Genomic DNA, 22,383 nt, shown 5'->3' with positions numbered 1-22,383 from the left:
GGGGCGATGACCAACGGGTACCATTGGTTTGGGAATATTGTCTGAATACTCCCGCAAACGCATGCCAAGACCGCCACAAAACAAAACTACTTTCATATAATTGACTCCCTACCTGGCGTGTTACGAAAAGAAAGTTTCGATCATTTCTGTTCGTAACAGGTCAATCTGCCGCCCGGAGGGTAATTCGATGTCGTCATAGGTCAGGGCGGTGTCTTTTGGTACCTTCCGTTTGACCTTGCAGTTCTGTGCGACGCCCATGGGCAGCAAATTGTCTTTCAGGCTGGTTTCAAAATTATCAATTAACGCATAGTTGGTGAAGCCACCGATGCCATCCAGAGTGTCGCCTTCGGACAGATCTTTCTTGGCTATGGCAACCGCCTCGCAAAAGGGCTTTCCTTTAGGGGCAACGGCGGCATCGTGGCAAAGCACGCCACGGGATACGGTGATCGGTATTTCCAGTTGGGGAAGGTGGAATGGGGTATAGAAAACATAGAAGGGCCCATCACCCATTTTCAGATACCGTAGATAGTCCATTTTCATAGGGTGCTCGGTATGACCGACAATGAACGCACCAGTATAAGGTGAGGCACCCAACAGAAAATCAACTATGCCTTTGCCCGCCTGAAACGCATCTTTCGGAAAATGCTGCAAGCAGGTCCTGACATCGTCACAGGCAGGCCCGTGCATACCCCGTTTTGCAACCCCGAAGCCAAGCGCATTGCCAGTCACTGTCAGCTCCATCGACAGCTTGGTGCCATCAACAAACGAGGTCATCATATGGGGTTTTTGATTATTTGCCTCAGCAAATGCCTTTTGTGTTTCCGGCGTACGGTGAACGTCATAAAAACCTTTCAAGTTGCCCGCGCCGACGACTTCAAGCCCCATCGTTCTGACGTGTCTTGCCAGGTTGGATGCAACCCCCGGTTCGTCGCCGTCGGAATTTGAATAAATAACCCCTTGTTTATCGGCAACGTGCTTCAAAAGCGGGCCGACGGTTGCGTCCATTTCACAGTTCAATGCAAACGTGTGTTTTCCTGCTTTTATAGACGCCAGGGAGGCCCAGGCACCGTATTCGACTTCCCCCGTTGTTTCGATAACGGCGTCAATACTATCAGCGCCCAGCGCCACCGCCGCATCGTCTGTCACACAGTGACGACGTAGCTTGATTGCGTCTTCGAGTTCTGCCGAGCTTTTAATGGTGCGAATGTCGTTGATACCGGCCTGACGAAATATCTTTTCCGCTGAACTCAGTGTCCGGTTAACAATGACGGCAAGGTGAATGCCTGGGAAGGAGCTGACAATTTGTGAAACGATGTGCATGGCGCTGTACCCCGCACCAATGACCGCAACCTGAATAGGACGATCTTCAGCAATGCGTTTTGCAATTTCTGTGTCCACAATAATCATAATAATTCCCTCTATTAGATTTTGTTATTTGAAATCAGGCCAGCAGGTGTCGTTTTCGGAAATAACACTAACGTCAAGAGGCCACCGAATGCCGAAGTTGGGATCGTTGTATCGAACACCGGTCGCCGATTCAGGGTGATAAAATTGGCTTGTGTGATAGTAAATTTCGGTATCATCAACGAGCGTCTGATAACCCGTGGCACAGCCTTCCGGCACGTAAATCATGGAACCATTATGGGCGTTCAACTCCACTCCGTACCAGCTTTTAAATGTACCGGATTCCGGTCGCAAATCGACGATTACATCAAATATTGCGCCTCTGGGGCAGCGGAGAACTTTTACTTCTCCGTGGGGAGCGGATTGCAGGTGGAGTCCTCTCAGTGTGCCGGCTTTGGCGCTGACCCCAATATTGGATTGCCGGATGTCAGCCACTAACCCCATGTCGTTAAATTCCTTTTCACACCACAAGCGTCCAAAAAAACCGCGTTCATCACCAATTCGATTAACATCAATGACGAAAGCGCCTTGAATCGGGGTTTCGCTGAATTTCATAGGTCTCTACCGGTGTTATATTTGCCAAACAAGGTTGTTATCCAGCTTGCCACTTTCAATCAGATCGAGGATGTGAGCGATGCGTTTGTATCGAACTCCCTCATAGTCGTCCTTGCTGAGGCCGTATTTCAGATAAAAATCGAAACATTCCTGAACACCCTTTTCGGCCGTCCATCGAGTTTTGAATTCGGGAAAAACGCGGTGAATTTTATCAAAATTCACTCTGTAGGAGCGTGGGTCGGGGCCTGCATCTTCAGCGTACTCAACGTCGCAATCCGGCACGGTTTTCTTTACGAATTGGGCAAGATCCCGCATTTGATAGTTTTCATTATTACTTCCGACATTAACGGCCAGGTTGTGAATAACGCTTTGCTCCGCCCGAAGTGCGCAGACAACGGCCTGGGTGATGTCTTCAATGTGCACCAATGGACGCCAGGGGGTGCCATCACTTTTTAGCAATATTTTGCCTGTCGTGTGAGCCCAGGCAACGAGGTTATTGATCACCAGATCGAATCGGATACGGGGAGAGACACCATAAGCCGTGGCGTTACGGAGGAATACGGGGCTGAAATCATCCGTCGCCAGTTGAGATACATCGCGCTCTACGTAAACCTTGGATTTGGCGTAGGGCGTGACAGGATTGAATTCCGCTGTTTCGTCCAACACGTCCTGGCCAGCCTTGCCATACATGCTGCAGGACGAGGCAAACAAAAATCGCTTTACCCCGACCTCCCGAGCCATCTCAGCGATGCGCACGGACGCTTTGTAATTAATGTCGTAAGTCAGATCGGGATTGATATTGCCCAGTGGATCATTGGATAACGCGGCGAGATGAACGATGGCATCAAAACCTTCAAGATCCGCGCGCTCAACGTTGCGCACGTCTTTGTTGATGGTGGGGATTTCGAGCGGATCGTCGCCATACGTACAAAACCGGTAGAGATCAGTATCCAGGCCGGTAACGTCGAATCCTTCTTCCAATAACATTGGAACCATGACTGTTCCAATAAATCCTTTATGGCCTGTTACTAGTACTTTCATGTTATCTCCATCAGAGGGGTAAGCTCAGGATCGGTGCAGCAGGCCGTAGCGGATCACATCGGCCAATTCTTTTTTCATTGGTTTCTTGTACCAATAAGCGCGTTTTAGAAGGTGGTAGCAGAGCGTCGCTTTTTCGCGTGGTGGGATAGGTGACCTTGCGACCGCTTTGTAAAATTCGTAAATACTTCGCCAGGTTTGCATGACCATCCGACGTTTGGCCGGGTCCCAGAAATTCCGTTGTCGTTCCGCATCGCTTCTTTCCCAGCTACTTGCTTGAGGGTGCATGCGACGATTAAATAAATGAACAGGTACCTCTTTGAACTTACCGTACAAGGACAGCTCGCCAATCAGATTAATATCGGATGCGATGTAGTTCCCCAATAACGCTGTCTTTGCCAGAGGTTCGCGACGAATAAGGCCATACATAACATTTTGTAAGCCAATATTTTGGGTACAAGTGATAAAGCGCTGAGCGGCACTGGCCGATAACAGTTCAAGGTTGTCGTTATAGTCTTCGATTAAATGCCCATCAGCATCAATAACTTTCGTCTTACCATAAGCGAGCACAGTATCTGGGTCCGCCTGCAAGGCTGCCAGGCAGTTTTCGACCAGAGTGGGCTCTATCGGATCATCGGCATTTTGCCAGCGAAAGTATTCGGATCGAGCAGGTGCAAAACAGCAGGTATAGTTTTTGGACGCCCCCAGGTTGATGGGGTTTCGGGAATAATGGATGCGTTTGTCCTGCCGGGCGTAATCACGACAGATTTCTTCGGTAGCATCGCTGGAGGCATTGTCTGCAATATAGACAATGAAGTCTCCGAATGTCTGCTGTAGAACCGAGACAAGTGTTTCTTCCAAGTAACGTTCACCATTATAGACAGGCATTCCAATGGCGACTGGCGGAGTCTCTTGATACTGCTGATTCATAGCGCTTTCCTTCGCCGAACCCAGTGTCACAGTTCAAGGTTAATGTTAGTACATAATGGAATGCAATAGTAGAGATTGGAGGCTATTTTCCTCAGATTTACAACGTTCGAGAGACAATACTCGCAAGCTCTTGATCGCACTAAGCAGAAACGTGGCATTCTATTTAAAGTCATTTTTGAAGGAGTGTTTTTAGATTAAAAGACAGTAAAAAAAAATCTATTATAATAAATCAAACCAGTAAGTTTTAACTCCCCGTGCAAACAACGGTGATTTGCATTAGAAAGCAGATGTCACCACACCAATTTGGGTATTATCTAACTTACAGCCAGGGACATGGGCAGGAGAGGAACATGTTGCACATTATTGGGGCGTCCTTTGAGTCACATGGAGGTAGTTGTAGTGTTAAACGGGCCTATTCAGCACGTATTCGGAGCGGTCTCTTAGCTTTAGTCACGTTTGTCATTGCCGGTTGCAGCGAAACGCAAGGGCAGGCGAGTGCTTCCGAAGACGCTCTTTACAGGTTCGAATTCGTTGATTTGGCAGGTCCCAACGCGCCCTGGGGCAAGGCGGTAGGCGATATTAATGGGGATGGACTGCTGGATATTGTGGTGGGCGGTCATCGGGCTCGCCACCTATCGATTATGGAACGGCTTGGGAGCAAGCTCGGGCTGTTTGAATTTGATTACAGTGGTGGAGAGCTTGTCTGGTACCAGAACCCTGAGTGGTCACGCCATGTTTTAACGGAAAGGTTACGCATCAGGACGGATATCGAGATTGCCGATATCGACGGTGACCACCAAAACGATATCGTTTTGGTTTCCGATACCGGCTTGTTCTGGCTTCGGAATGATGACTGGAGTCAGCATCGAATCAGTACTGATAAGTTTCATGATGTGGAGATCAGTGACCTCGATCATGATGGTGACTTGGATATTATTGCCAGGAACCAAAGTTTGTTTGGCTACAAGAATGGCGATCAGGTTCATGTTTTTAGACAGGATCCCAATGATTCCTGGGTTCAAATTACGATGTCGGTGCCCCACGGAGAAGGATTGAAGCACGCGGACATGGATGGCGACGGCTTTGACGACATAATTGTGAATCAAGTCTGGCTGCGCAACCCGCAAACGCTTGATCAGCAGGCCGAATGGCAAAACGTTGTCTACACCGGCGGAGTGACGGATGCGAATGCAAACTATGTTTGGCAGGACGTTTTTATAGATACGGGTGATTTCAATGGGGATAACCGTGAAGATATTGTGCTAGCGCCATCAGAGGCTGCCGGCCAGTATTATCAGATTGCCTGGCTGGAGGCGCCTGAAAAAGCGGGCGATGAGTGGGTGAAGCACATAGTCGATGCCAATGTGGAGGCGGTACATCACTTTATTGCGGCAAGGGACGTGGATCGAGACGGTGACCTGGATATTCTGACGGCTGAAATGAATCAGGGGGAGGGGGACAATCCGGTCAAGCTGTATTTGAATGAGGGTGCCCAATGGACGAAACAGATTATATCTCACGAAGCATCCCACAGTATGCGGGCGGTGGACATCGACAATGATTTTGATATCGATCTCATGGGCACGAATTGGCAGATTGCCAATTATGACAAAGCTTACCCAGTCAAGTTGTGGCGGAACACTTCGGCAGAGGGTATAGCCTGGAAGCGGCATGTCATTGACGGCGAACGTCCGGGCCAGGCGACCTTTGTCTTTGCTGAGGATATTGATTCAGATGGGCTGCGCGACATCGTGACCGGTGGGTACTGGTACAGCAACCCGGGCAACTGGACAGCCGATTGGCCTCGGTTAAAAATTGGCCCCCGTGCCAATAATGTTGCTTTCGCCGGCGACTTTGATGCCGACGGTGACGTTGATTTACTTGCTTCCGGATGGCGTGGCTATAACCAACAGCCGACCTTGTCTGAGAAAATATTGAATCGGCTGGGCTTAAAAGAGGTTGATTACAGCAACAACGGTGAGCGATTTGTGTGGGCAGAGAACACCGGTACAGGCCAATTTCTGATTCATCAAAATATTGAGCCCGCCGCTGGCGATTTTCTCCAGGGCACAGCGAAGTATAAAAACGTTGATCAACAACTATCGGAAATTCTGCTGTCCTGGCATAAAGCGGGCATGGGTATTCAGAGCCTGACGGTCCCGTCCGATCCTGTTTCGGATCTTTGGCACTGGCAACAGGTCAGCACAATTTCAAAGGATGAGGCGATTACAGCCGCCGATCTGGACGATGACGGTCGACCAGACATTGTATTGGGGACGACTTGGCTGCGGCAAAAAACCGATGGGCATTGGGAGGAGCATGTGTTGGACAGTACATTCGAAAGCCCGGATCGCAACCGGGTGGCCGATTTGAACGGCGATGGTGTGCTTGACGTGTTGGTTGGGTTTCAGGCGGTCAGCCAAGAGGGTGAGCTTGTTTGGTACGAACGCTCGGAAGACGACCGCACTCATTGGGAAAAACACGTTATTGCCAGGGTGATTGGTCCGATGAGTCTTGATGCGGCGGATATTGATGGCGATGGCGATCTGGACGTGGTGGTGGGTGAGCACAATCTGAAAAATCCAGAAAACGCCAGGATGATCTGGTTTGAAAACCTCGAAGGTGACGGTGTTACGTGGCGGGGGCACCTGGTTTACCAGGGTGACGAACACCACGATGGGGCTCTGTCTGTTGATCTTGACCGTGATGGTGATATCGACATTCTCTCCATCGGCTGGAGTCATGGCAAAGTGGTGGTGTATGAGAATCTGGGGTTGCAAAAAATGGAGTAGCGCATGGAGGTGACTTGCAGGCAACGATTTGTCATCAGGCCCTCATAACGGTGTGGTGGCAGACAGTTCACAGGCTCCCTAAATGACCCATTGCTAATTACCACTAATCGTTACTATTTATAACGACTTATAACGACTTATGACAGTTTAATACTAGGCCTGATCTTGCGACAGGTCGTTGTTCCCTTTCAGTGACGCTGTCAGTGATTTTAGTTGCTTCCATTCTTCACTGCGTGCCAGCAAAGCGCTACTAAAGCCCCAGGTCAAAACAACAGCAAAGAGTACAAACAGACAGCCTCTGATTAAAAACTCCAGCAAATTCGGCAGTGTCGAAAACGTCAATTGCGTTAATAGCCAAGCTGCCCCGAGGCTGGCTGCAAATGAGGGGGTACAGAGCCAAAGCAGTCTTAATAGGTTGAAGGGCGCCAGTCGGTTCAGGATCACAATCAGGCCAAAAGTCGTTACCACGGCAAGCCAGCCGCGGTACCACGCCATGTTTGAGAGACTATCGGTTGCAAGCGTCAAAAGAGCAATGATGATCAGTGCAGTAGAGATGACATCAAATGTGAACAATGCCTTCACTCTTCCCAGCGCGATCATGGCGTCACTGACCAATGCAAACAAACAAAAGGTGAGAAAGAATAGGCCGAAAGGCCGGAGTAGCGGCGCGTATTCCGACCATTGAGGGCCGAGAAGTACCGCGGTGATGAGCTCGGGGTAGAGCATCAGGAAGGTGGTGAGGGGCATCAAGATCGTCGCCATTAAAGCAAGGCTGAGTCTTATCCGGTAAGCCAGCACGGGTTTGTCATATTTGCTTTGCGCTATTGCCGCTAATAGGGGCTCGCTCATGGGTATGATGGCGGAAAGGGCCGGTAGCAGGCTGACCTCACGAACCAGGTTGTAACCACCAAGCTGCACGGTACCAAAAAATCTTGAAACCATCAGGTTGTCTATCTGCGATCGAGTGAAGCCAACTATGCCCCGCAGCACCAACCATTGAGAAAAGCTCCATTGATCGCTGATGCGTGTCAGGGACCAACGGGGCCGGAATGAATGCACCCGATAAGATCCAATGGCGAGAACAATGGATGAGACGAGGGTGCCGGTAATAATGGCCCAGTGACTGGGCTGGATGAGCGCAATGATGATCACCGTGACAAAGGACAAAACCTTTTGCCAAAGGGCGAGCCTGAACCCCGGTCGGTAGTTGATCTCCCTTGCCAGCAACATCATTCCTGGCGTCTTGAGCGCCCGGATCGGCAACGTGAGAGCGGCGACGCTAAGCGCCAAGGTCAATTCTGGTGTTTGAAAGTAACCGGCTATGGACGGTGCGCTAACCATGATCAAAATAGCCATTGTGGTTTTGATGAGCACATCCATGCTCCAGGCAGTGTTTAGATCGTGGTCGTCGACATCGTCCTTTTGCACGATGTATTGCTGATTGCCCGTTTCCACCAAAAGCTCAAAAAACTGCAGCGCAATCATGACCAGAGCGACAATGCCGAAATGCTCAGGCGTCAACAGTCTCGCCAGAATCAACGTGCTTGCGATGCCAAGGCCACGCTGCACCAGTTGCAGCGCTAACAGCAAAGCAGAGCTTTTGATCACTTTTTGGCTGGCGGACATTTGGGGCTTAAGGCTCCGGTGCGTCGGAAAGGGGTGATGTATTGAGGATGTAGTCTAGCTGAGATCAGAAGAGAGAAATGAATTGATGCGGAATTCAGTTCTTGCGTTGGTTTCTATAAAAAAACAATCGCTAGTAAAAAGCCAGTCGAGGCTGGCTTTCTACCTCAACGTATTCGACTGTCAGCTCTTGCGTCGCCGTTGGAACGCCAAGCCCAAGATTCCAAGGCCGAGCAATGCCAGCGTTCCTGGGGCCGGTACTTCTTCCGTAACCACCGTTAAAACAGATTTCCCAAGGTAAAAGTCTCCTAGGATCGATTTGACTGTGACGTCTAGCATGCCATCAGCATTAATTGCCGCCAGCGCAGTGACCTCAAGAGCGCCGTAAAAACTGCTGAGGCTGATGCCGCCAGAGTCAAAATCAAACTCCTCTATGACGAACAAAATGACCTCGGGAAGAAAATCGTACCATGGGTCATAATCGTCATAGATCGAGACTTTTAAATCGCCGCTGATGGCAGTCCCTGGGGTAAACCCTTCGTCGATCAGGTTATGGGTGTATGAGTACTGCGAGCCCCAGTTAACTTTCTCATACTGATACACGGTATCCACAATCACGCCAGCGGTTGCACTAGAGAACGTCAGCATTAATCCGACCAACACCAAACCAATTCTTTTCATTTTAACGTTTCCTTACGTTTTAGGTGGTGCGATATTGCCACTGCTAGGGCTAAGCAAAAGGGGGGCCACTCGTACAATTTTCTTTAATAACAAATGAATCGCAGAATTTTATGGGTGCTGTTTCAGTGAGATTGTAAGAATTACCGACATTGTCTCTGTGGCTACAGTATCTTTGGCTGAAGTGTCAGATGCTCACTGGTTTCTGTGATTTTTTGAATGGCACTGTCGCAGGATTGCGCGTTGCAATTCGATTGCAATGTCACAACGGCAAACCGGGTCTGGCCAAGAAAAGTGGCAGGGATTTGAAGCAGTTTAGCGAAGGTGTAGTTGCTGGTTCGGTAGGTCCCGATTTGAAACCATTGAGCGTAAGCTGTCCGTTGCAATCCATTGACTCGGCGGTAGACCTTTACCAGATTTCCCTGTTTTTTCTGATCCTCGTACCACTGCTCTGGGTCAATCGGGTTGTGAAGGTATGGTACGAGTTTTTCGTCGGCGGATTGCCGTTGGGTTTGGGCGATCGATATCCAGACACTGTCGACCTGAAAATTCCACACCTGGTGGTCGAATTGCTGAGGAAAACTCAAAGCAATGGGTAGACTGCTGCCCACGTCGGAGCGAGCATCCGGGTTCGATAAAGTCCAGATGGGGTCATTTTGTTGAGTTGATTGCAGCAACGTGATTGTCAACGTTCCAGCCATAAATGCTGCGATGACAAATACAAAACGGTTCCTGGTGACTATCGGTGGCGTGGCAGGGGTGTTGTGGTGACGAGTATGAGCTGGAATAACCATCGTAATGGGAATGACAAATGCTGCAAACAGAAGCCAGCCAAACAGCTCATGATTGGCGACCAGATCGCTCTTCATGTCGGAATAATAGGCGATCAGGACGAGAGCGGTAATACGAACCCAATTGATCAATAACGCGAGCAGGACGGCGCCGCAAATCATGATCAACCAGCCTTTGGCTTTGTAGTCGTTCAATATGGAAATTGTTGACGCCAATAGGATAGAGATTGCCAGATAACCGATACCGGAGCAGCCGTTGGCAATGATCAGTCGCCCGAAAGGCAGAGTGATATTGCTTCCTTCGATCAATGCCGTGACACCAAAGCCTGCAACCCACGTACTAACAACGGCACTGGATATCTTGACGAGTGCTGGAATCAGGTCTGCCCAGATTGGAAGCGACAGACTCAGGAGCAGAACATATGGTAAGAATACTACTGTCGGTTTATACCCGAGTAACGTTGCTGTTACTGCCAGCAGCACCACCGGGAGCATCAGGTAGGCAAGGGTGTCGATGCGAATAAGTTCGAGAATGGCCCAAACCAGAACAACGGTCAGCAACCCAAGCCCCTCAATAGCAGTTTGCCGCTGGTCGGATTGTCGGTTGTCTGAGTCTGTTCGGGTCGGTGGGTGGATGGTGAACAAGCCAAGGTAAAGCAGGAACGTAGGCAAACCATGGGCGAGCGATTGCTCCCACTTTGTCCACTCTTGAATGAGCCGAAACCAGGTCGGGAAACACAGGACCATGCTGATAGCGGTTATCAGCAGATAGTATTTGGCATCAGCAATCTGTTGCAGAGTTTTCCGTAACATCTGGTCCATTTCTTTTGTCTGACAGAAAGGCCTCAAGGATACTGTTTGGTGAGGATTCCGTCACTACTAAACCCTGGGTCAGTCGTCAGTGCCACTGTTAACTGGCAGCCAGATTCGTGCGTGTCTGTTGTCGCGGCGAAAAAAAAGCCAGCGGCTTGAACCACTGGCTTTTCACTTACTGTCACATTTGGATCAGGCCGTCATGCTTTTTTTCGACGCGCAGCACCCAGTCCGATCAAACCCAGGCCCAGCAAGGCTAATGTGCCCGGTTCAGGAACCGCTACAATATCCTCTACGTAAATCAGAAGGTCATTGAAGTCGCTATCCGAACCATCTTCGAAGCCCAGGATATAGTCGTCACGCTCCCAAAGAGTGCAGTCCGCAAGAGAGTCAGCGGCGCATCCGTAATTGATTTCACTGCCGAGATTCAGGTACTGACCCTTGCCCTGAATTGCAACAAAACGCTCTGTTCCGCCGTTCAGCTCGGAATCTGAATAGACCAGTGGCGCACCGCCACGTCCCAGGTAGAAGCCAAATTCGTTGCTGCTGAATGTGCCTGCCTTTGTGTTATTGACATACACGCTATAGCTGCCGCCAGAAATATCGAAACTGACCTGGGCGCGAGTGGCGTTATCAACAACCGGACCGACGTAACTGCCCGATGTGGTGTAGCTGCCTTCATCCGCACCGGAAAACAGCTGGATGTAGTCTGATCCGTTATAGATGCCGAAAGACTGGCTGGATAGCCCGCCCGTAATCTCGATCAAAAAGGTGGCCGAGCTGTTGCTGCTGTCAGGTGAGGATCGGAAGTATGGGTTGGTTGTTGCCTGGTTTGTTGCGGTATCGCCCAACACATCGACCGAACTGCCTGCTACGAGCAGGGTACCATTGATGATTTCATTCAGGTTCGCTTCGGACCCATCGTTTATCATGGCGGCATGGGACGACGCAGCACTCAGAGCCACTAATGCAAAAGTCGTTCTGACAAATTTCATAAATCATTCACTCCGTGATTTATCGGGGACTTCATGTGCGGCTCGGCTGTCTTCGGGAGACCCGTAGCTTTCCGTCCTTGTCTCGCAACAAGTTTGGCATCTAACGAGCAAAATTAACTCAGTCATCCCTTAAGCTAAATTCGTGCCAAAACAAAATAAGACTATATATCAATAGGATGGGATGGGTTTATTGTTGGCTATGTAAAGCAAGCTGACACTGCCTGTTAATAAATAGGAACACTCTTGTCAGGTCGGCAGCAGACGTTGGCCGGTAAATCCGGCAATGGAAATAAAAGATTGCGTGGAGATCTGGGGCAGATCATTCGTTTGAATACTGTAAAAACTGAAGCGTTTTCCTGGGAAATGGCACCGCTCAGGAGTTTACAAAGACGGAGGTCTGGCCATATAGAGGCCATTGAAGCAACCAGGAACGGTTGCTCCGATGAGTGAGAAGAGTTGAATTGAATATTCAGCCGTGCACGCAGGTGGCTGGCTAGTAGGCTTGTTTTACGGACTGAAGGTGCTTTTTGATGTCGTTATTATCCGGCGCTTGAGCGTGAGCTTTTTCCATAATTGCAATGGCTTGTTTGTTTTGCCCTTGCAGGTGAAGAATCCAGCCGTAGGTATCCAAAACGGCCGGGTTGTCAGGCGCCAGGCGGCTTGCTCGCTCTGCAAACTCTAGTGCCCGAATACCATCGCTTTCGCGCAATAGCCAAGCCAGATTATTGAGCGCTGGAATATTCTCGGGCTGCTTTTCCAGAACCGATTTGTAACGTGAGGCAGCGGCTTGCTCACGACCTTCTGAGAGCAAACCTTCAGCGTCGGCCAAGCCCGCCACTATGCTTTCTGGCTCAACCGTGAGCCAGGCTTCTGTTAATGACGTGACGGCTGAAGGATCTTCTTTCTTGGCCAGTTGAACCAGCAGTGGCATGAGGGCAGGATTTTTTGAGGCCTGCCACTGTGCGTTTAGCTGTTGGTAAGCCTCCAGTGTGCCAGCCTGGGCTGTCAGCAACCTAACTCTCATCTCCACGGTGGCCTTGGAAACACCGAAGGAGCTCTCCAGACCGTTTAGTAGCTCTGCCGCGTCGGCGTACTTTCCCTCAAGTGTGGTGATTCGGACTTGTGCCAGCGCAATGATGAGGTTGTTTGGCTGCATGGTCTGCGCTTCTGCCACCTTCGAATGCGCAATGGGCCAGTTTTCGTCCGTGGCCGCCTTTTGTGCTTCGGCCATCAGCAGTTGCGCCATTGCCCGTTCGGCTATCGGCGGTGCGTCAACATCATTGATGTCTGTAAGTTTGTTACGAGCCTGAGCAAAATTCCCTTGTTGTATGTCGAGCAATGAGGTCAATACGGTGGTGGTGGTTTGAAGAGCGGGGGTGCTTTTGCCTATGCTTTCCAGCCATGCGTCCACTTCGGCCGCAGAATGGTTGAGGGCATAGATCTGACTTGCCTGCTGGATCGGAAACGGATTGGCTGGGTTGATTTCAGCTGCAGTCAGTAGCGTATTGATGGCTTTTTCGGTCTGATTCTTTTTCAGATAAAGTTGTGCCAGGACAATGAGCGGCTCCTGGAAGTCCGGTGAGTCGCCGACCAGGGTCTCGAGTTCCGTAACGGCCGTTTCCGTCTTGCCAAGTCCGAAGTCAGCGATACTCACCAGCAATCTTGCTTCGGGCTCGTCCGGATAGCCAAAAACCAGAGAGTCCCTCAACTCCGACACTTCTTTGGTCAGGCCCATTTGGAGCAACAAGGACAAATAAGTGCCCGTTGCTGTCCATTCCGCGGGTTCGGCTGTGAAGGCCATGCGCAGTTGGCCGAGTGCCTGTTCCTTTTTGTCAGTGTTTGCATAATGCTTTGCGAGCGCGAGGCGAAGCCTGATTTTGTTTGGAGTGATTCCGAGTACTTTGCTAAGACTCGTGACGCCCTCGGACTCATGCCCTGGCAAGCTCAGAGCCAATATGCCATGCATTGAAAGCAGGTCAGTATCATTTGGCCTTGCTTCAATTGCCCGGTTAAGTGTGTCCAGGGCTTCATTGCGCTCACCGGCATCGATGCGGGCCATGGTTGCGGCCCGGATGAACTCTGTGGGAGAGGTCTCGGGATCCAGGTTGTCGGTGAGCAAGGTCATGCCTTCAGCGTGTTGGCCTTGCTCAAGACTCACGACACCGAGAATTAACGCAACGCGCTCGTTGTCCGGGTTGAGTTTGAGGATGTTTTTCAGAATCGTCTGGGCCTCTTCAAACTTGCCCTCCTTGATCAGGCCGATTGCCGTCTGCGCCTGATCCTCTGCTTCTGAGTTCGTATTTTCCGCCAATATACGGTTGTATATTTGTGCGTCCGTCATTTTGCCTTGCTGGGTAAGCGTCCGGGCGAGAAGGATCAGTGTGTCCCTGCGTAAAGGGAGGAAAATGTCGGAGTCGGGCAGCAGGCTCAGGGTGTCCGTCAAAGCCTCCACGGCTTGTTCGAGATTGTCGGACTGATAGTGTGCCAGGCCTTTTAAGTACGAAATTCGGGCGCTATCGCCATGTTGGGTGGTCCAGCCATCAGCAATGTCGACGGCTTCGGCGAGTTGTTGCATCGTTAACCGCGTCCGGATTTCACCTGCTTTCGCTTCAACATTATCCGGGTGTTCGTCGCTTAACGTTGTGAACATGGCAAGGGCCGCAGTGGTCTCGCCCGACTGCCTTCTCGCTTCCGCTTTGATCAGGTTTGCCTGGGTGCGTCGCTCGGGAGAGTCAAGTGACACGTTGTCGAGGGTCTCAACGGCGGATAAGTGCTTCCCTTGTTCAACATAGGCTTTCGCCAATGTGAGACTTACCGCCTCAGGCTGCGATTCGAGCCAGGGGCTCAGTAGTTTAGAGGCTTCTTTGGCGGCGCCCACGTCAAGGTAAAGATTCGCCAGCCTGACAATGTAGTCGACATTGGCAGGTTCTTTCTGAATGGCATTTTTTACTTCAATCAGGGCAGAACGGTACTGCCCCTGCTCGGCGTAGGTCTCGCTTCTGTTAATGTGGGAAAGAGCCTCAGAATTGCCAGACTCATCACCGCAACCCGTCAGTAATGTTACGGTAGGCGCAGCAATAACAAGCATTAACAGAAACAGTTTTGGTAGTGCTCTCATGAGGTTCACCTAAAGCGGCTTTCTAAGTCGTCCATTGATTTTAGAGGCAGAGATCATTTGCCCGCTTTTAGGCGCCTGATGCTTCATGCGAGGTATCAATCTTATATTTGTCCGTCAAATTGTACATTGTGGGTCGAGTCACACCGAGTAGTCTCGACGCTTGTGCGATGTTGTAGTTGCTCGTTTGAAGGGCTTGCATTATCGCTGTACGTTCGGCGTTCTCCCGAATCTGCCTCAGGTTCAAATGGCTTTCTGAGCAATCGGCGTGGGTTGCGAGTTCGAGGTCCGTTGCGGCGATACGTTTGCCATCCGCCATGATGATGGCGCGCTTGACCTTATTGATCATCTCGCGAACATTGCCGGGCCACGAATAGCTGTTGATCGACCGGATGGCGTCTTCGGCAAATTGCATGTTGGGTCGATCCATTTGTTTCCCAAGGGTCTTTAACAATGATTGGGCAATAACGATCGCATCCCCGTCACGATCCCGTAGCGACGGAACGGTCAGCGTGATTTCGCTGATTCGATAGTAGAGATCTTCCCTGAAGGTGCCTTCACGAACTTGCTGTTGAACATCCTGGTGGGTCGCACAAACGACTCGGACGTCGACGGAAACCGGCTGAGACGATCCCACTCTGTCGACGGTACGTTCCTGCAGGAAGCGAAGCAGTTTCGCCTGCAAGGCCATGGGCATATCACCGATTTCGTCAAGAAACAGCGTGCCGCCATTCGCCGATTCGATCTTGCCTTTTTTGTTTTGAGTGGCGCCTGTAAACGCGCCTTTTTCATAGCCGAACAGTTCACTTTCCAGAAGATTTTCAGGAATGGCGGCACAGTTGATTGCCGCAAAGCTTTTGTCGGCGCGATTACTGAGGTCATGGAGCGCTCGTGCCAACAATTCTTTGCCGGTACCGGTCTCGCCGGTGATGAGTGTTGTGACATCGGTGGGCGCTACCTTCTCCAGGGTACGGCACACCGTCAGCATCTGCGGACTGGCGGCGATAATGCCCTTGATGGAGGTACCATTACGGAAGCGCGTAAGCTCTTGGTTTTCTCTTTCCAGTTCCGCCAGCCTGAGCGCACGGTTGACAACAAACGTGAGGATATCGGCATCGAGGGGTTTCTGATAAAAATCGCTTGCCCCCATTCCGATGGCCTTGACAGCGTTTTCCTTATCTTCACGCCCGGTGACGACGATCACTTTGGTTTGAGGGGATAAGCGCAGGATATCGTCCAGCAGGGCAAAGCCCTGACTGGCGCCGCCAGCATCCGGTGGCAATCCCAGATCCAGAGTGACGACGTCCGGTTCCAGACGGCGTAGGGCCGTCAGGGCCGACTCTCGGTCACTGGCAACACTGATATCCAACTCATCATTGAAACACCAGCGCATTTGGCTCTGGAGTCCTGGGTCGTCTTCAACAATCAAGATGCGTTTACTCACAACAGCGACAAATCCTTTTCGGTTATCGTGATAAGCACTGACTCATTCGGTTTTGTGCATTTTTAGAGTGATATAGCAGATCAAACCCCAAGGTGAAGTTTTCACTGAATTTTGACGCATTGCAATCACAATAATGTCCAATGCTCCGAAACGCCAATTATTCGGCGCCACCAGCCTCCTGGGCTCCGGGTAAGTCGATCAAGCCCTCCATTCCAGTCGCGGTATTGCTGGTGGTTTTGGCAATGGGGAAGCGAACCGAAAAGCACGAACCGACACCCGGTTCACTGGTGACATCGATATTGCCCCCAATCTGTCGGACATACTCACGGGCCTGATAGGCGCCGATGCCCATGCCCGCCAAGCCTTTGGTGCTTTCGAAGGGCTTGAATAATTGCAGCTTTATGAACTCTTCTGACATGCCGGTACCACTATCCTGAATGAACAGAACAACTTGACCGCTGGATTTTTTCAGAGTCAGCGTCACTTCGCCTCCGGGTGGCGTCGCATCCTGAGCGTTTTGTATTAAGTGGCCGAGAACACTGCGCAGGAGCTCCGGGTCGGCGCGGACCATGACTTGCTCCTTTGGTCCTTCGACTTGTGGGGCTGGCTTGTTGCGTGCGTATTGGGCAGCCAGGTCCGATACCAGACTGAAGAGGTCAATGGGGAGGGCCTGGCTGGAGTTTTCAGTGGGTTTTCGAATATGGTCGACGAGGTTGGCCATTTTTCGCACGGCATGATCCGTGGTGTGGATCATGTCGTCAATGAACGCTGGGTTACCGCGATGTTTTGGGGCATTTTTGACCATAAGGGAGAGTTGCGCAATCAACGTCTTAAGGTCATGAACCATGAACGCGGAGGCTTTGCTCACTGCCTCGAATTGCATGGCCCGGGAGAGGCGATTCTGAGCATCCGCCTGCGCCAGAAGGTTAGAGGTCTGACGGGCAACCACGCGCACAAGATCAAAATTCTCCCAGTTCAGTTCCACCTTGGCGTAAGGGGTACCGATCAGCACAATGCCGTAGAGTTCTTCGCCGAGATACATTGGTATGACAAGCCAGCCATCGGTAAATTTGAGGATGGCGTCCGGGATTTCGAGGAGGTTGTAGCGTACGGGATCAATCCGGTATTCGTTAAGGTCTATGATCCATTCGCGATCCCGAAAAAACCTCACCAGCTCGGATTTATTATCGATGGTGGTGTACTTGGGTGGGGCCAGGTTAACGGCAGTATTGAGAACGTAGTTGCCTTCCTCGTCCCGTATCCAGAGCACTCCGGAATTGCTTTCAACCAGACCAGTCAATATACGCACGATGCGCTCCGGAAGTGGCGGGTCTTCAGACAGGTGGGCAAACAGCTGGGTCATTTTCAGCCATTCTTCACGATAGTCGTATTTGTAATCGAAAAAATTCTGGCTGATAAATACCATCAACCGCGCTCTGAAACGGTTTGAGGTCAGCAGCGTTGCAAAGAAGGTCAGAAAGGCGGTGAAAAACAACACCTGCAGTGCTTCGCCCCAGCCTCCGCCGAGAACCCGGACATAATAACCACCAGCCGCTACGGTCAGAAGGTAGCCGCCCGCGAAAACGAGCGTGCCAACGTGGAAGATAACGTTTCGGGACAGCTGGAAATCAACGGGCTGTTTGCGGGTATTGATCATATTCACGGCAAAGAGAGGCACAATGAGGGTGTTAACCCCACCGCGGGCATTCCAGTATGCATTGGAAATATGGCCAAAGAGCAGTGCATCCGAATACATGAAAAAGTCGAACGCAAAAATAGTGGCAATGCCAATGCAAATGTATTTGACACTGGAGCGACCAAACGAAACGGAATTACGCCAGATCTGCTCAACCAGGCAAATGCCGAGCAGCGACAGTGCGATTTGACCAATGATCTTGGTTTTACCGTTGAGAATTTCCCAACCCAGAAAATATTCGAGGGCGCCAACAGTCAGTAAGGCCAACACCAGTCCCAGTGCCATCGTGCCAAGCACAGTGCGTATCCGGCCCGTTAATTCAATAGTTCTTGAGCCGTCGCGTATGAGGGCAAAAAGTACCGCAATCCAGGCCGCATCGCGGAGTAACTCGAGCAGGTAGCGGATGAAAAATGGAGGTTGACTCCAGATGCTTTGTGCCGCCAGGGAGGCCGCCCAAAGCACCGATACGATGGCAGCCAGCAACAGGGTGCGGTCTGTATCGCGACGGAGGTATTTGGACGCAACAAGAATGGCGAGCAACAGAAATGCCAGAGTCGCAGCAGCATGGCTGACCAGACTAAAATCTGTGACCATAATCCATCACGTCCTGTGACACTCAGCAGCCGGACCGTCCGGCTACAACTTATTATATGGGCTTCTTGTTTTCCCGATAAAACCGGAATATTTCTTTTAACGGTCGCTTTGGCTGAAAATTGAATGCCCTTGAAAATGACCGTCCGTCAATAACCACAGGATACTTGAAAAAATCTATCAGATAAGATGGGAAACTTCTCAGATTCAGCGTCCGCAAAATCAACCTGGGCAACACAGGTGGTATTGAGGGCACCGGTATGCGCTTGCAGTCACAGAGTTTCAGGGCGTGCTGGTAGGCTACCCAATCCTCTGGGGCCACATTGTAAATTCCTTTGTGGTCTTGCTGATAAGCCAGGACGATGGCGTCAGCCATGTCGTCAATGTGAATAAACTGCATCATGGGCGAAAAACCGGCCAATACCGGCGCACGCTCACTTGCCAACAACGTGCTGATCGAGTTTCGAACGCCCGGGCCAACGATGTTGCAGGGTCGAAGCACTGTAATGTTCAGGTCGGGATAGCGCCAAAGGTAAATGTTGGCGAGATTTTCAAGTTCAACAGAATCGATCAGATCGGCGGTAAGCCCGGCGCCTTTTAATGGAGCCTCTTCATCAATCAGCGCCGGGTTATACGCAACGGCGCCGTAGACGTGATAGGTGGACAAGACCACGACTCGTTTGATGCCGTATTTGTGGCTCAGGTCCAGCAATTTTTGGCTGCCCAGCACGTTGGCGTTATAGCGCCGCATGCGGGTCAACTGGCTCGACATGATGCGCCCAAGGTGGATGACGCCATCAAAGTCATAGCGTCGAAACAGATCTTCGAACACACGTTTATTGAAATCGATGCAGTAACTTGGGATATCGTCACCCAGGTACACTTGCTCCCTGAAATCCACTGCCACAAGGTCGCAGTGGTCTCGCAGGCGATTAATCACTTGCTGGGCGAGGGCGCCGGCGGCGCCGGTAATAAGAATATGGGGTCTGCGAGGCTCGTTCATCAGAACAGTCGTTTCCTTTCACTGAGGCCTTTATCGATCAGTTCACTGATCGCCGCTTTCACTTGCTCGACTCGCTCGGTTACCTGTTCCTCAGGAATTTCGGCATCGTCAAAAATTAGGGGGTCACCGAAATTCAGGTGGACCTTGGCCGGAAATACGAAGGGCAGGGCAATCGGGGCGTAGGGCACGCCCAGTAATTTGGCCAGGGGTTTGATGTTGGCAATCGCCGGGATGCTTTCCTCACACCCGACCACGCCGACCGGCACAATAGTCGCCTTATACTTCATCGCCAAATGCATGAAGCCATTACCAAAGCGCTTGAGCTGATAGCGGTCGCGATAGAGTTTGCCTGACCCCCGGACACCCTCGGGGAACACAATTACCGCTTCATTGTTGGCCAGCATCTTGGCGCAGTTAGTGGGGTCGCCCAAGACAGCGCCCATTTCGTTGAGCAGGTTGCCAAGATAAGGCACGGTTGGAAAAAACCGTTCGATCATGGCACGGGGCATTCTCGGATTGTGCTTGCGGGAGGCGAGCGCGTAACCAATCAACACGCCATCCAGCGGAAGTTGGCCACTGTGATTGGCGATGATCAGCACGGGGCCATGGTCGGGGACCTTCTCAACGCCATCGGCGGACACCCGGAAGTACTTTTCGTAAAGTTGCCGGGTAAAAGCAAAGCCGACTTTCATAGCTTCGTTGTTGTAGCCCCAGGGGTCATAGCCAAGGCTGCCTATCGGTTTGCGGATTCGGTTGATTTGATCATCCAGTGCAGCCGGTACAAGTTTTGTTCTCAGGAATGACCTAATGCTCATGGATTGTCCTTTTCGATCCAATGTTTGTCCGAGTTACCTGTTGAGCCCCGGGGTTGAGCCAATCCAGGGAATTATACTTAAATGCTGGCAGGGATCAGTGCTCCACGCCAGTTTTTATCAGCGGTTCTCTAACAGCACCCATCTGATGATCATTCCTTTCCGAGCCGCAGGGCGAGTGTGTGACTTTGGCCTTGATTTAAGACTTGATAGTCGTTGGCCGCATTGGCCGTCTCAACACACAGCATGTTCTGCCAGCCCAATGTGGGGAAGTCGGAAAGCCGTATCGACTTCTCAGGACCAGGGTTCCAGACCACGGTGGAGTCGCTGCCAGAGGAAGATACAAGCTGAGTTCCCGCTGGAGTGACGATTCGTAGCGGCCCATCTGACTCGTAAATTCGGTCGGTTTCGCCGGAAAAGGTGACCGGGCCATTTTGAGTGTGAGCCTGCCACTGATCGAGAGTGTCGATGTAGTGGGCGCCCTCCAGACCGAGAATTTTGGTGTTGGCAATATCCGGCGTTGGCAAATAAGTGTGGAGGGCTTGGCTGAATGCCAGGGCTTGGCTGTCCGCATTGGTCGTTGTCAACGCAAGCTGGCATTCGGTGGCCGAGAACCGAAACGTTATCAAGGCCCGGCACCGACCCTGCCAAAGACCCTGAAAATCCCGATTGGCATCCAGAGAAAGGCTGATCTCAACAGTTTGAGCGGATTCCCGGACATCCTCCAGCTTCCACACCGCCGTGCGGGCAAAGCCATGAGCCTTCATCGCGACAATTCGCCTACGCACTTCCGGGGCATTTTTAGCCGGCTCACCGAACCAGGGCCAGCAAACTGGAATCCCGCCTCGAATGGCTCGACCGGTTTCGTAACGTGCGGATTCGCTCACCCAAAGCCAATTTGAATGGCCACTGGGCGCGAAATGAGTCAAGTGTGCGCCTTGCAAAAACAGCCGGGCGCTGAACAGAGGGTGGTTGACCTGCAGAGCTTCTAACTGTCCTATCGTCGTCCAGCGGGTAAACGACCATTGACCGGGTGCAATTGGCAAAAGTGACCTCGTAGTGCGGTTGGGTATGGAGTTAGGGGTATGTCCGTATCTTTAACTCACAACATGGCCGCGCGTCCAGCACGCAATACGGATAGACTGGGTTTCATTGTTCTCGAGGTGGGCCATGGACATATCCGAATTAAACCTGACAGTTGCTTCTGCCTCAGGCGAAACGTTACCCATTACCTTTGCTTGGACCGAGGATTGGCTTGACGAGCTGGCGTTTGGCCTGACCGAGCAAGGCTGGGTATCGCATGATGTTCATGAATATTTGCCGATAGGAATGCTGGGCGCCTTGGGTCTTGAAGTGCAGGGACTGCATCGGCGACAAGCAATGACGTTGGCGGGTATCGGGCGTGGTCTTGATCATGTCACTGACCCCTCTGTCCGCCGAGACCGGATAGCCTGGCTTGATGGGGTGTCACCGCCGCAAAAAGCCTTGTTTGAGTTTTTGACCCGGATACAGGTTGCACTTAATAAGCGACTGTTTCTCGGATTGCGACGGTTTGAAGCGCATTACGCTACGTATCAGCCCGGAGATTTTTATCGCAGACACGTGGATAGTTTTGTCGGGCGTGCCTCCCGGGTAGTCAGCCTGGTGCTGTACCTGAATGACGGCTGGCAAGCAGAGCAGGGTGGTGCACTCCAGATCCATAATAAAGACAGTGACGATGAGGTCTGCGGTACTGTGCTTCCGGAAGCCGGGCGCATGGTGGTGTTCTTGAGTGAGGAAGTGCCTCACGAAGTACTGAAAGCACAACGCACCCGGCACAGCATCGCTTGTTGGTTTCGACAGGACGAAGTACCGATTCCGCTGTAATTAAACGACAACTATCAACACTCGGTGCTTTTGGGATTGATGCGGTGCCCGCTGCCTGATACTATGCGCGCCGCATCCCGACATGTGGGTGCGGAACGTTATGGTGGCTCCGCTGGTGCCTCCGCAACATGAAATCGTGAACCCGGTCAGGCCCGGAAGGGAGCAGCCGAAGCGGTGGAATTGTGTGCCGGAGTGTTGCTGGTGGGGCCACCCCCAGTCTTCCTTGATTGTCAGTTC

Annotated in this window: 16 protein-coding genes, 1 other RNA gene and 1 riboswitch; of the genes, 3 read left to right on the top strand and 14 right to left on the bottom strand. The window is 51.4% G+C overall.

Going from position 1 to position 22,383, the window contains the following annotated elements; genetic code table 11:
• Positions 1-120 precede the first annotated feature (120 nt).
• From GRX64_RS14425 to GRX64_RS14410, 4 genes are read right to left on the bottom strand one after another with little or no spacing between them, the layout of a single operon-like run.
• Positions 121-1,407, bottom strand: a complete 1,287-nt coding sequence (locus tag GRX64_RS14425; protein ID WP_166268440.1) for an NAD(P)H-dependent oxidoreductase — start codon at positions 1,405-1,407, stop codon at positions 121-123.
• Between the two features lie 24 nt (positions 1,408-1,431).
• On the bottom strand, positions 1,432-1,959 hold the full coding sequence (locus GRX64_RS14420; protein WP_166268439.1) for a dTDP-4-dehydrorhamnose 3,5-epimerase family protein: 528 nt from the start codon (positions 1,957-1,959) through the stop codon (positions 1,432-1,434).
• Between the two features lie 15 nt (positions 1,960-1,974).
• Complete coding sequence (locus GRX64_RS14415) at positions 1,975-3,000, bottom strand: NAD-dependent epimerase/dehydratase family protein (protein WP_166268438.1); 1,026 nt, start codon at positions 2,998-3,000, stop codon at positions 1,975-1,977.
• A 24-nt stretch (positions 3,001-3,024) separates the two neighbouring features.
• A complete protein-coding gene (locus tag GRX64_RS14410; RefSeq protein WP_166268437.1) occupies positions 3,025-3,927 on the bottom strand; it encodes a glycosyltransferase family 2 protein in 903 nt (300 codons plus the stop codon).
• 350 nt (positions 3,928-4,277) lie between these two features.
• Between GRX64_RS14410 and GRX64_RS14405 the strand changes: the two genes are divergently transcribed.
• On the top strand, positions 4,278-6,719 hold the full coding sequence (locus GRX64_RS14405) for an FG-GAP repeat domain-containing protein (protein ID WP_166268436.1): 2,442 nt from the start codon (positions 4,278-4,280) through the stop codon (positions 6,717-6,719).
• Positions 6,720-6,872: 153 nt separating this feature from the next.
• On the opposite strand, the gene GRX64_RS14400 is transcribed toward GRX64_RS14405, so the two are convergent.
• The 10 genes from GRX64_RS14400 to GRX64_RS14355 all read right to left on the bottom strand — a co-directional run bounded on the left by GRX64_RS14400 (position 6,873) and on the right by GRX64_RS14355 (position 21,326).
• On the bottom strand, positions 6,873-8,345 hold the full coding sequence (locus tag GRX64_RS14400; RefSeq protein WP_166268435.1) for a lipopolysaccharide biosynthesis protein: 1,473 nt from the start codon (positions 8,343-8,345) through the stop codon (positions 6,873-6,875).
• A 180-nt stretch (positions 8,346-8,525) separates the two neighbouring features.
• Positions 8,526-9,023: a PEP-CTERM sorting domain-containing protein gene (locus tag GRX64_RS19490; RefSeq protein ID WP_207308812.1), complete on the bottom strand. Its 498-nt coding sequence runs from the start codon at positions 9,021-9,023 to the stop codon at positions 8,526-8,528.
• A 161-nt stretch (positions 9,024-9,184) separates the two neighbouring features.
• A complete protein-coding gene (locus tag GRX64_RS14390) occupies positions 9,185-10,558 on the bottom strand; it encodes an exosortase/archaeosortase family protein (RefSeq protein ID WP_166268434.1) in 1,374 nt (457 codons plus the stop codon).
• Between the two features lie 266 nt (positions 10,559-10,824).
• Positions 10,825-11,619, bottom strand: coding sequence for a PEP-CTERM sorting domain-containing protein (locus GRX64_RS14385; RefSeq protein WP_166268433.1), 795 nt, complete (start codon positions 11,617-11,619; stop codon positions 10,825-10,827).
• 33 nt (positions 11,620-11,652) lie between these two features.
• Positions 11,653-11,727: riboswitch (cyclic di-GMP riboswitch) on the bottom strand.
• A gap of 385 nt (positions 11,728-12,112) precedes the next feature.
• Positions 12,113-14,737 (bottom strand): tetratricopeptide repeat protein, encoded by a 2,625-nt coding sequence (locus tag GRX64_RS14380; RefSeq protein ID WP_166268432.1) that lies wholly within the window; start codon positions 14,735-14,737, stop codon positions 12,113-12,115.
• Between the two features lie 67 nt (positions 14,738-14,804).
• A complete protein-coding gene (gene prsR / locus GRX64_RS14375) occupies positions 14,805-16,178 on the bottom strand; it encodes a PEP-CTERM-box response regulator transcription factor (RefSeq protein WP_166268431.1) in 1,374 nt (457 codons plus the stop codon).
• Positions 16,179-16,335: 157 nt separating this feature from the next.
• Entirely contained in the window at positions 16,336-18,468 is a 2,133-nt protein-coding gene (gene prsK / locus GRX64_RS14370) for an XrtA/PEP-CTERM system histidine kinase PrsK (RefSeq protein WP_166268430.1), read from the bottom strand.
• Between the two features lie 52 nt (positions 18,469-18,520).
• The gene (locus tag GRX64_RS14365) at positions 18,521-19,468 is read right to left on the bottom strand and encodes an SDR family oxidoreductase (protein ID WP_166268429.1); all 948 of its coding nucleotides are present in this window, start codon (positions 19,466-19,468) and stop codon (positions 18,521-18,523) included.
• On the bottom strand, positions 19,468-20,283 hold the full coding sequence (locus tag GRX64_RS14360) for a lysophospholipid acyltransferase family protein (protein WP_166268427.1): 816 nt from the start codon (positions 20,281-20,283) through the stop codon (positions 19,468-19,470). The genes GRX64_RS14365 and GRX64_RS14360 overlap by 1 nt, the downstream gene beginning before the upstream one ends.
• Before the next feature lie 149 nt (positions 20,284-20,432).
• Positions 20,433-21,326, bottom strand: coding sequence for a D-hexose-6-phosphate mutarotase (locus GRX64_RS14355; RefSeq protein ID WP_345790083.1), 894 nt, complete (start codon positions 21,324-21,326; stop codon positions 20,433-20,435).
• 124 nt (positions 21,327-21,450) lie between these two features.
• On the opposite strand from GRX64_RS14355, the gene GRX64_RS14350 reads away from it, so the two are divergent.
• On the top strand, positions 21,451-22,146 hold the full coding sequence (locus GRX64_RS14350; RefSeq protein ID WP_166268425.1) for a 2OG-Fe(II) oxygenase: 696 nt from the start codon (positions 21,451-21,453) through the stop codon (positions 22,144-22,146).
• 110 nt (positions 22,147-22,256) lie between these two features.
• Positions 22,257-22,353: signal recognition particle sRNA small type (gene ffs / locus GRX64_RS14345), an RNA gene on the top strand.
• Positions 22,354-22,383: the final 30 nt, after the last annotated feature.

This window comes from Marinobacter caseinilyticus (genome assembly GCF_011074955.1).
Classification (GTDB): domain Bacteria; phylum Pseudomonadota; class Gammaproteobacteria; order Pseudomonadales; family Oleiphilaceae; genus Marinobacter; species Marinobacter caseinilyticus.
Note: the sequence above shows the minus strand (reverse complement) of the source record. Positions and strands in the feature narration are given on the sequence as shown.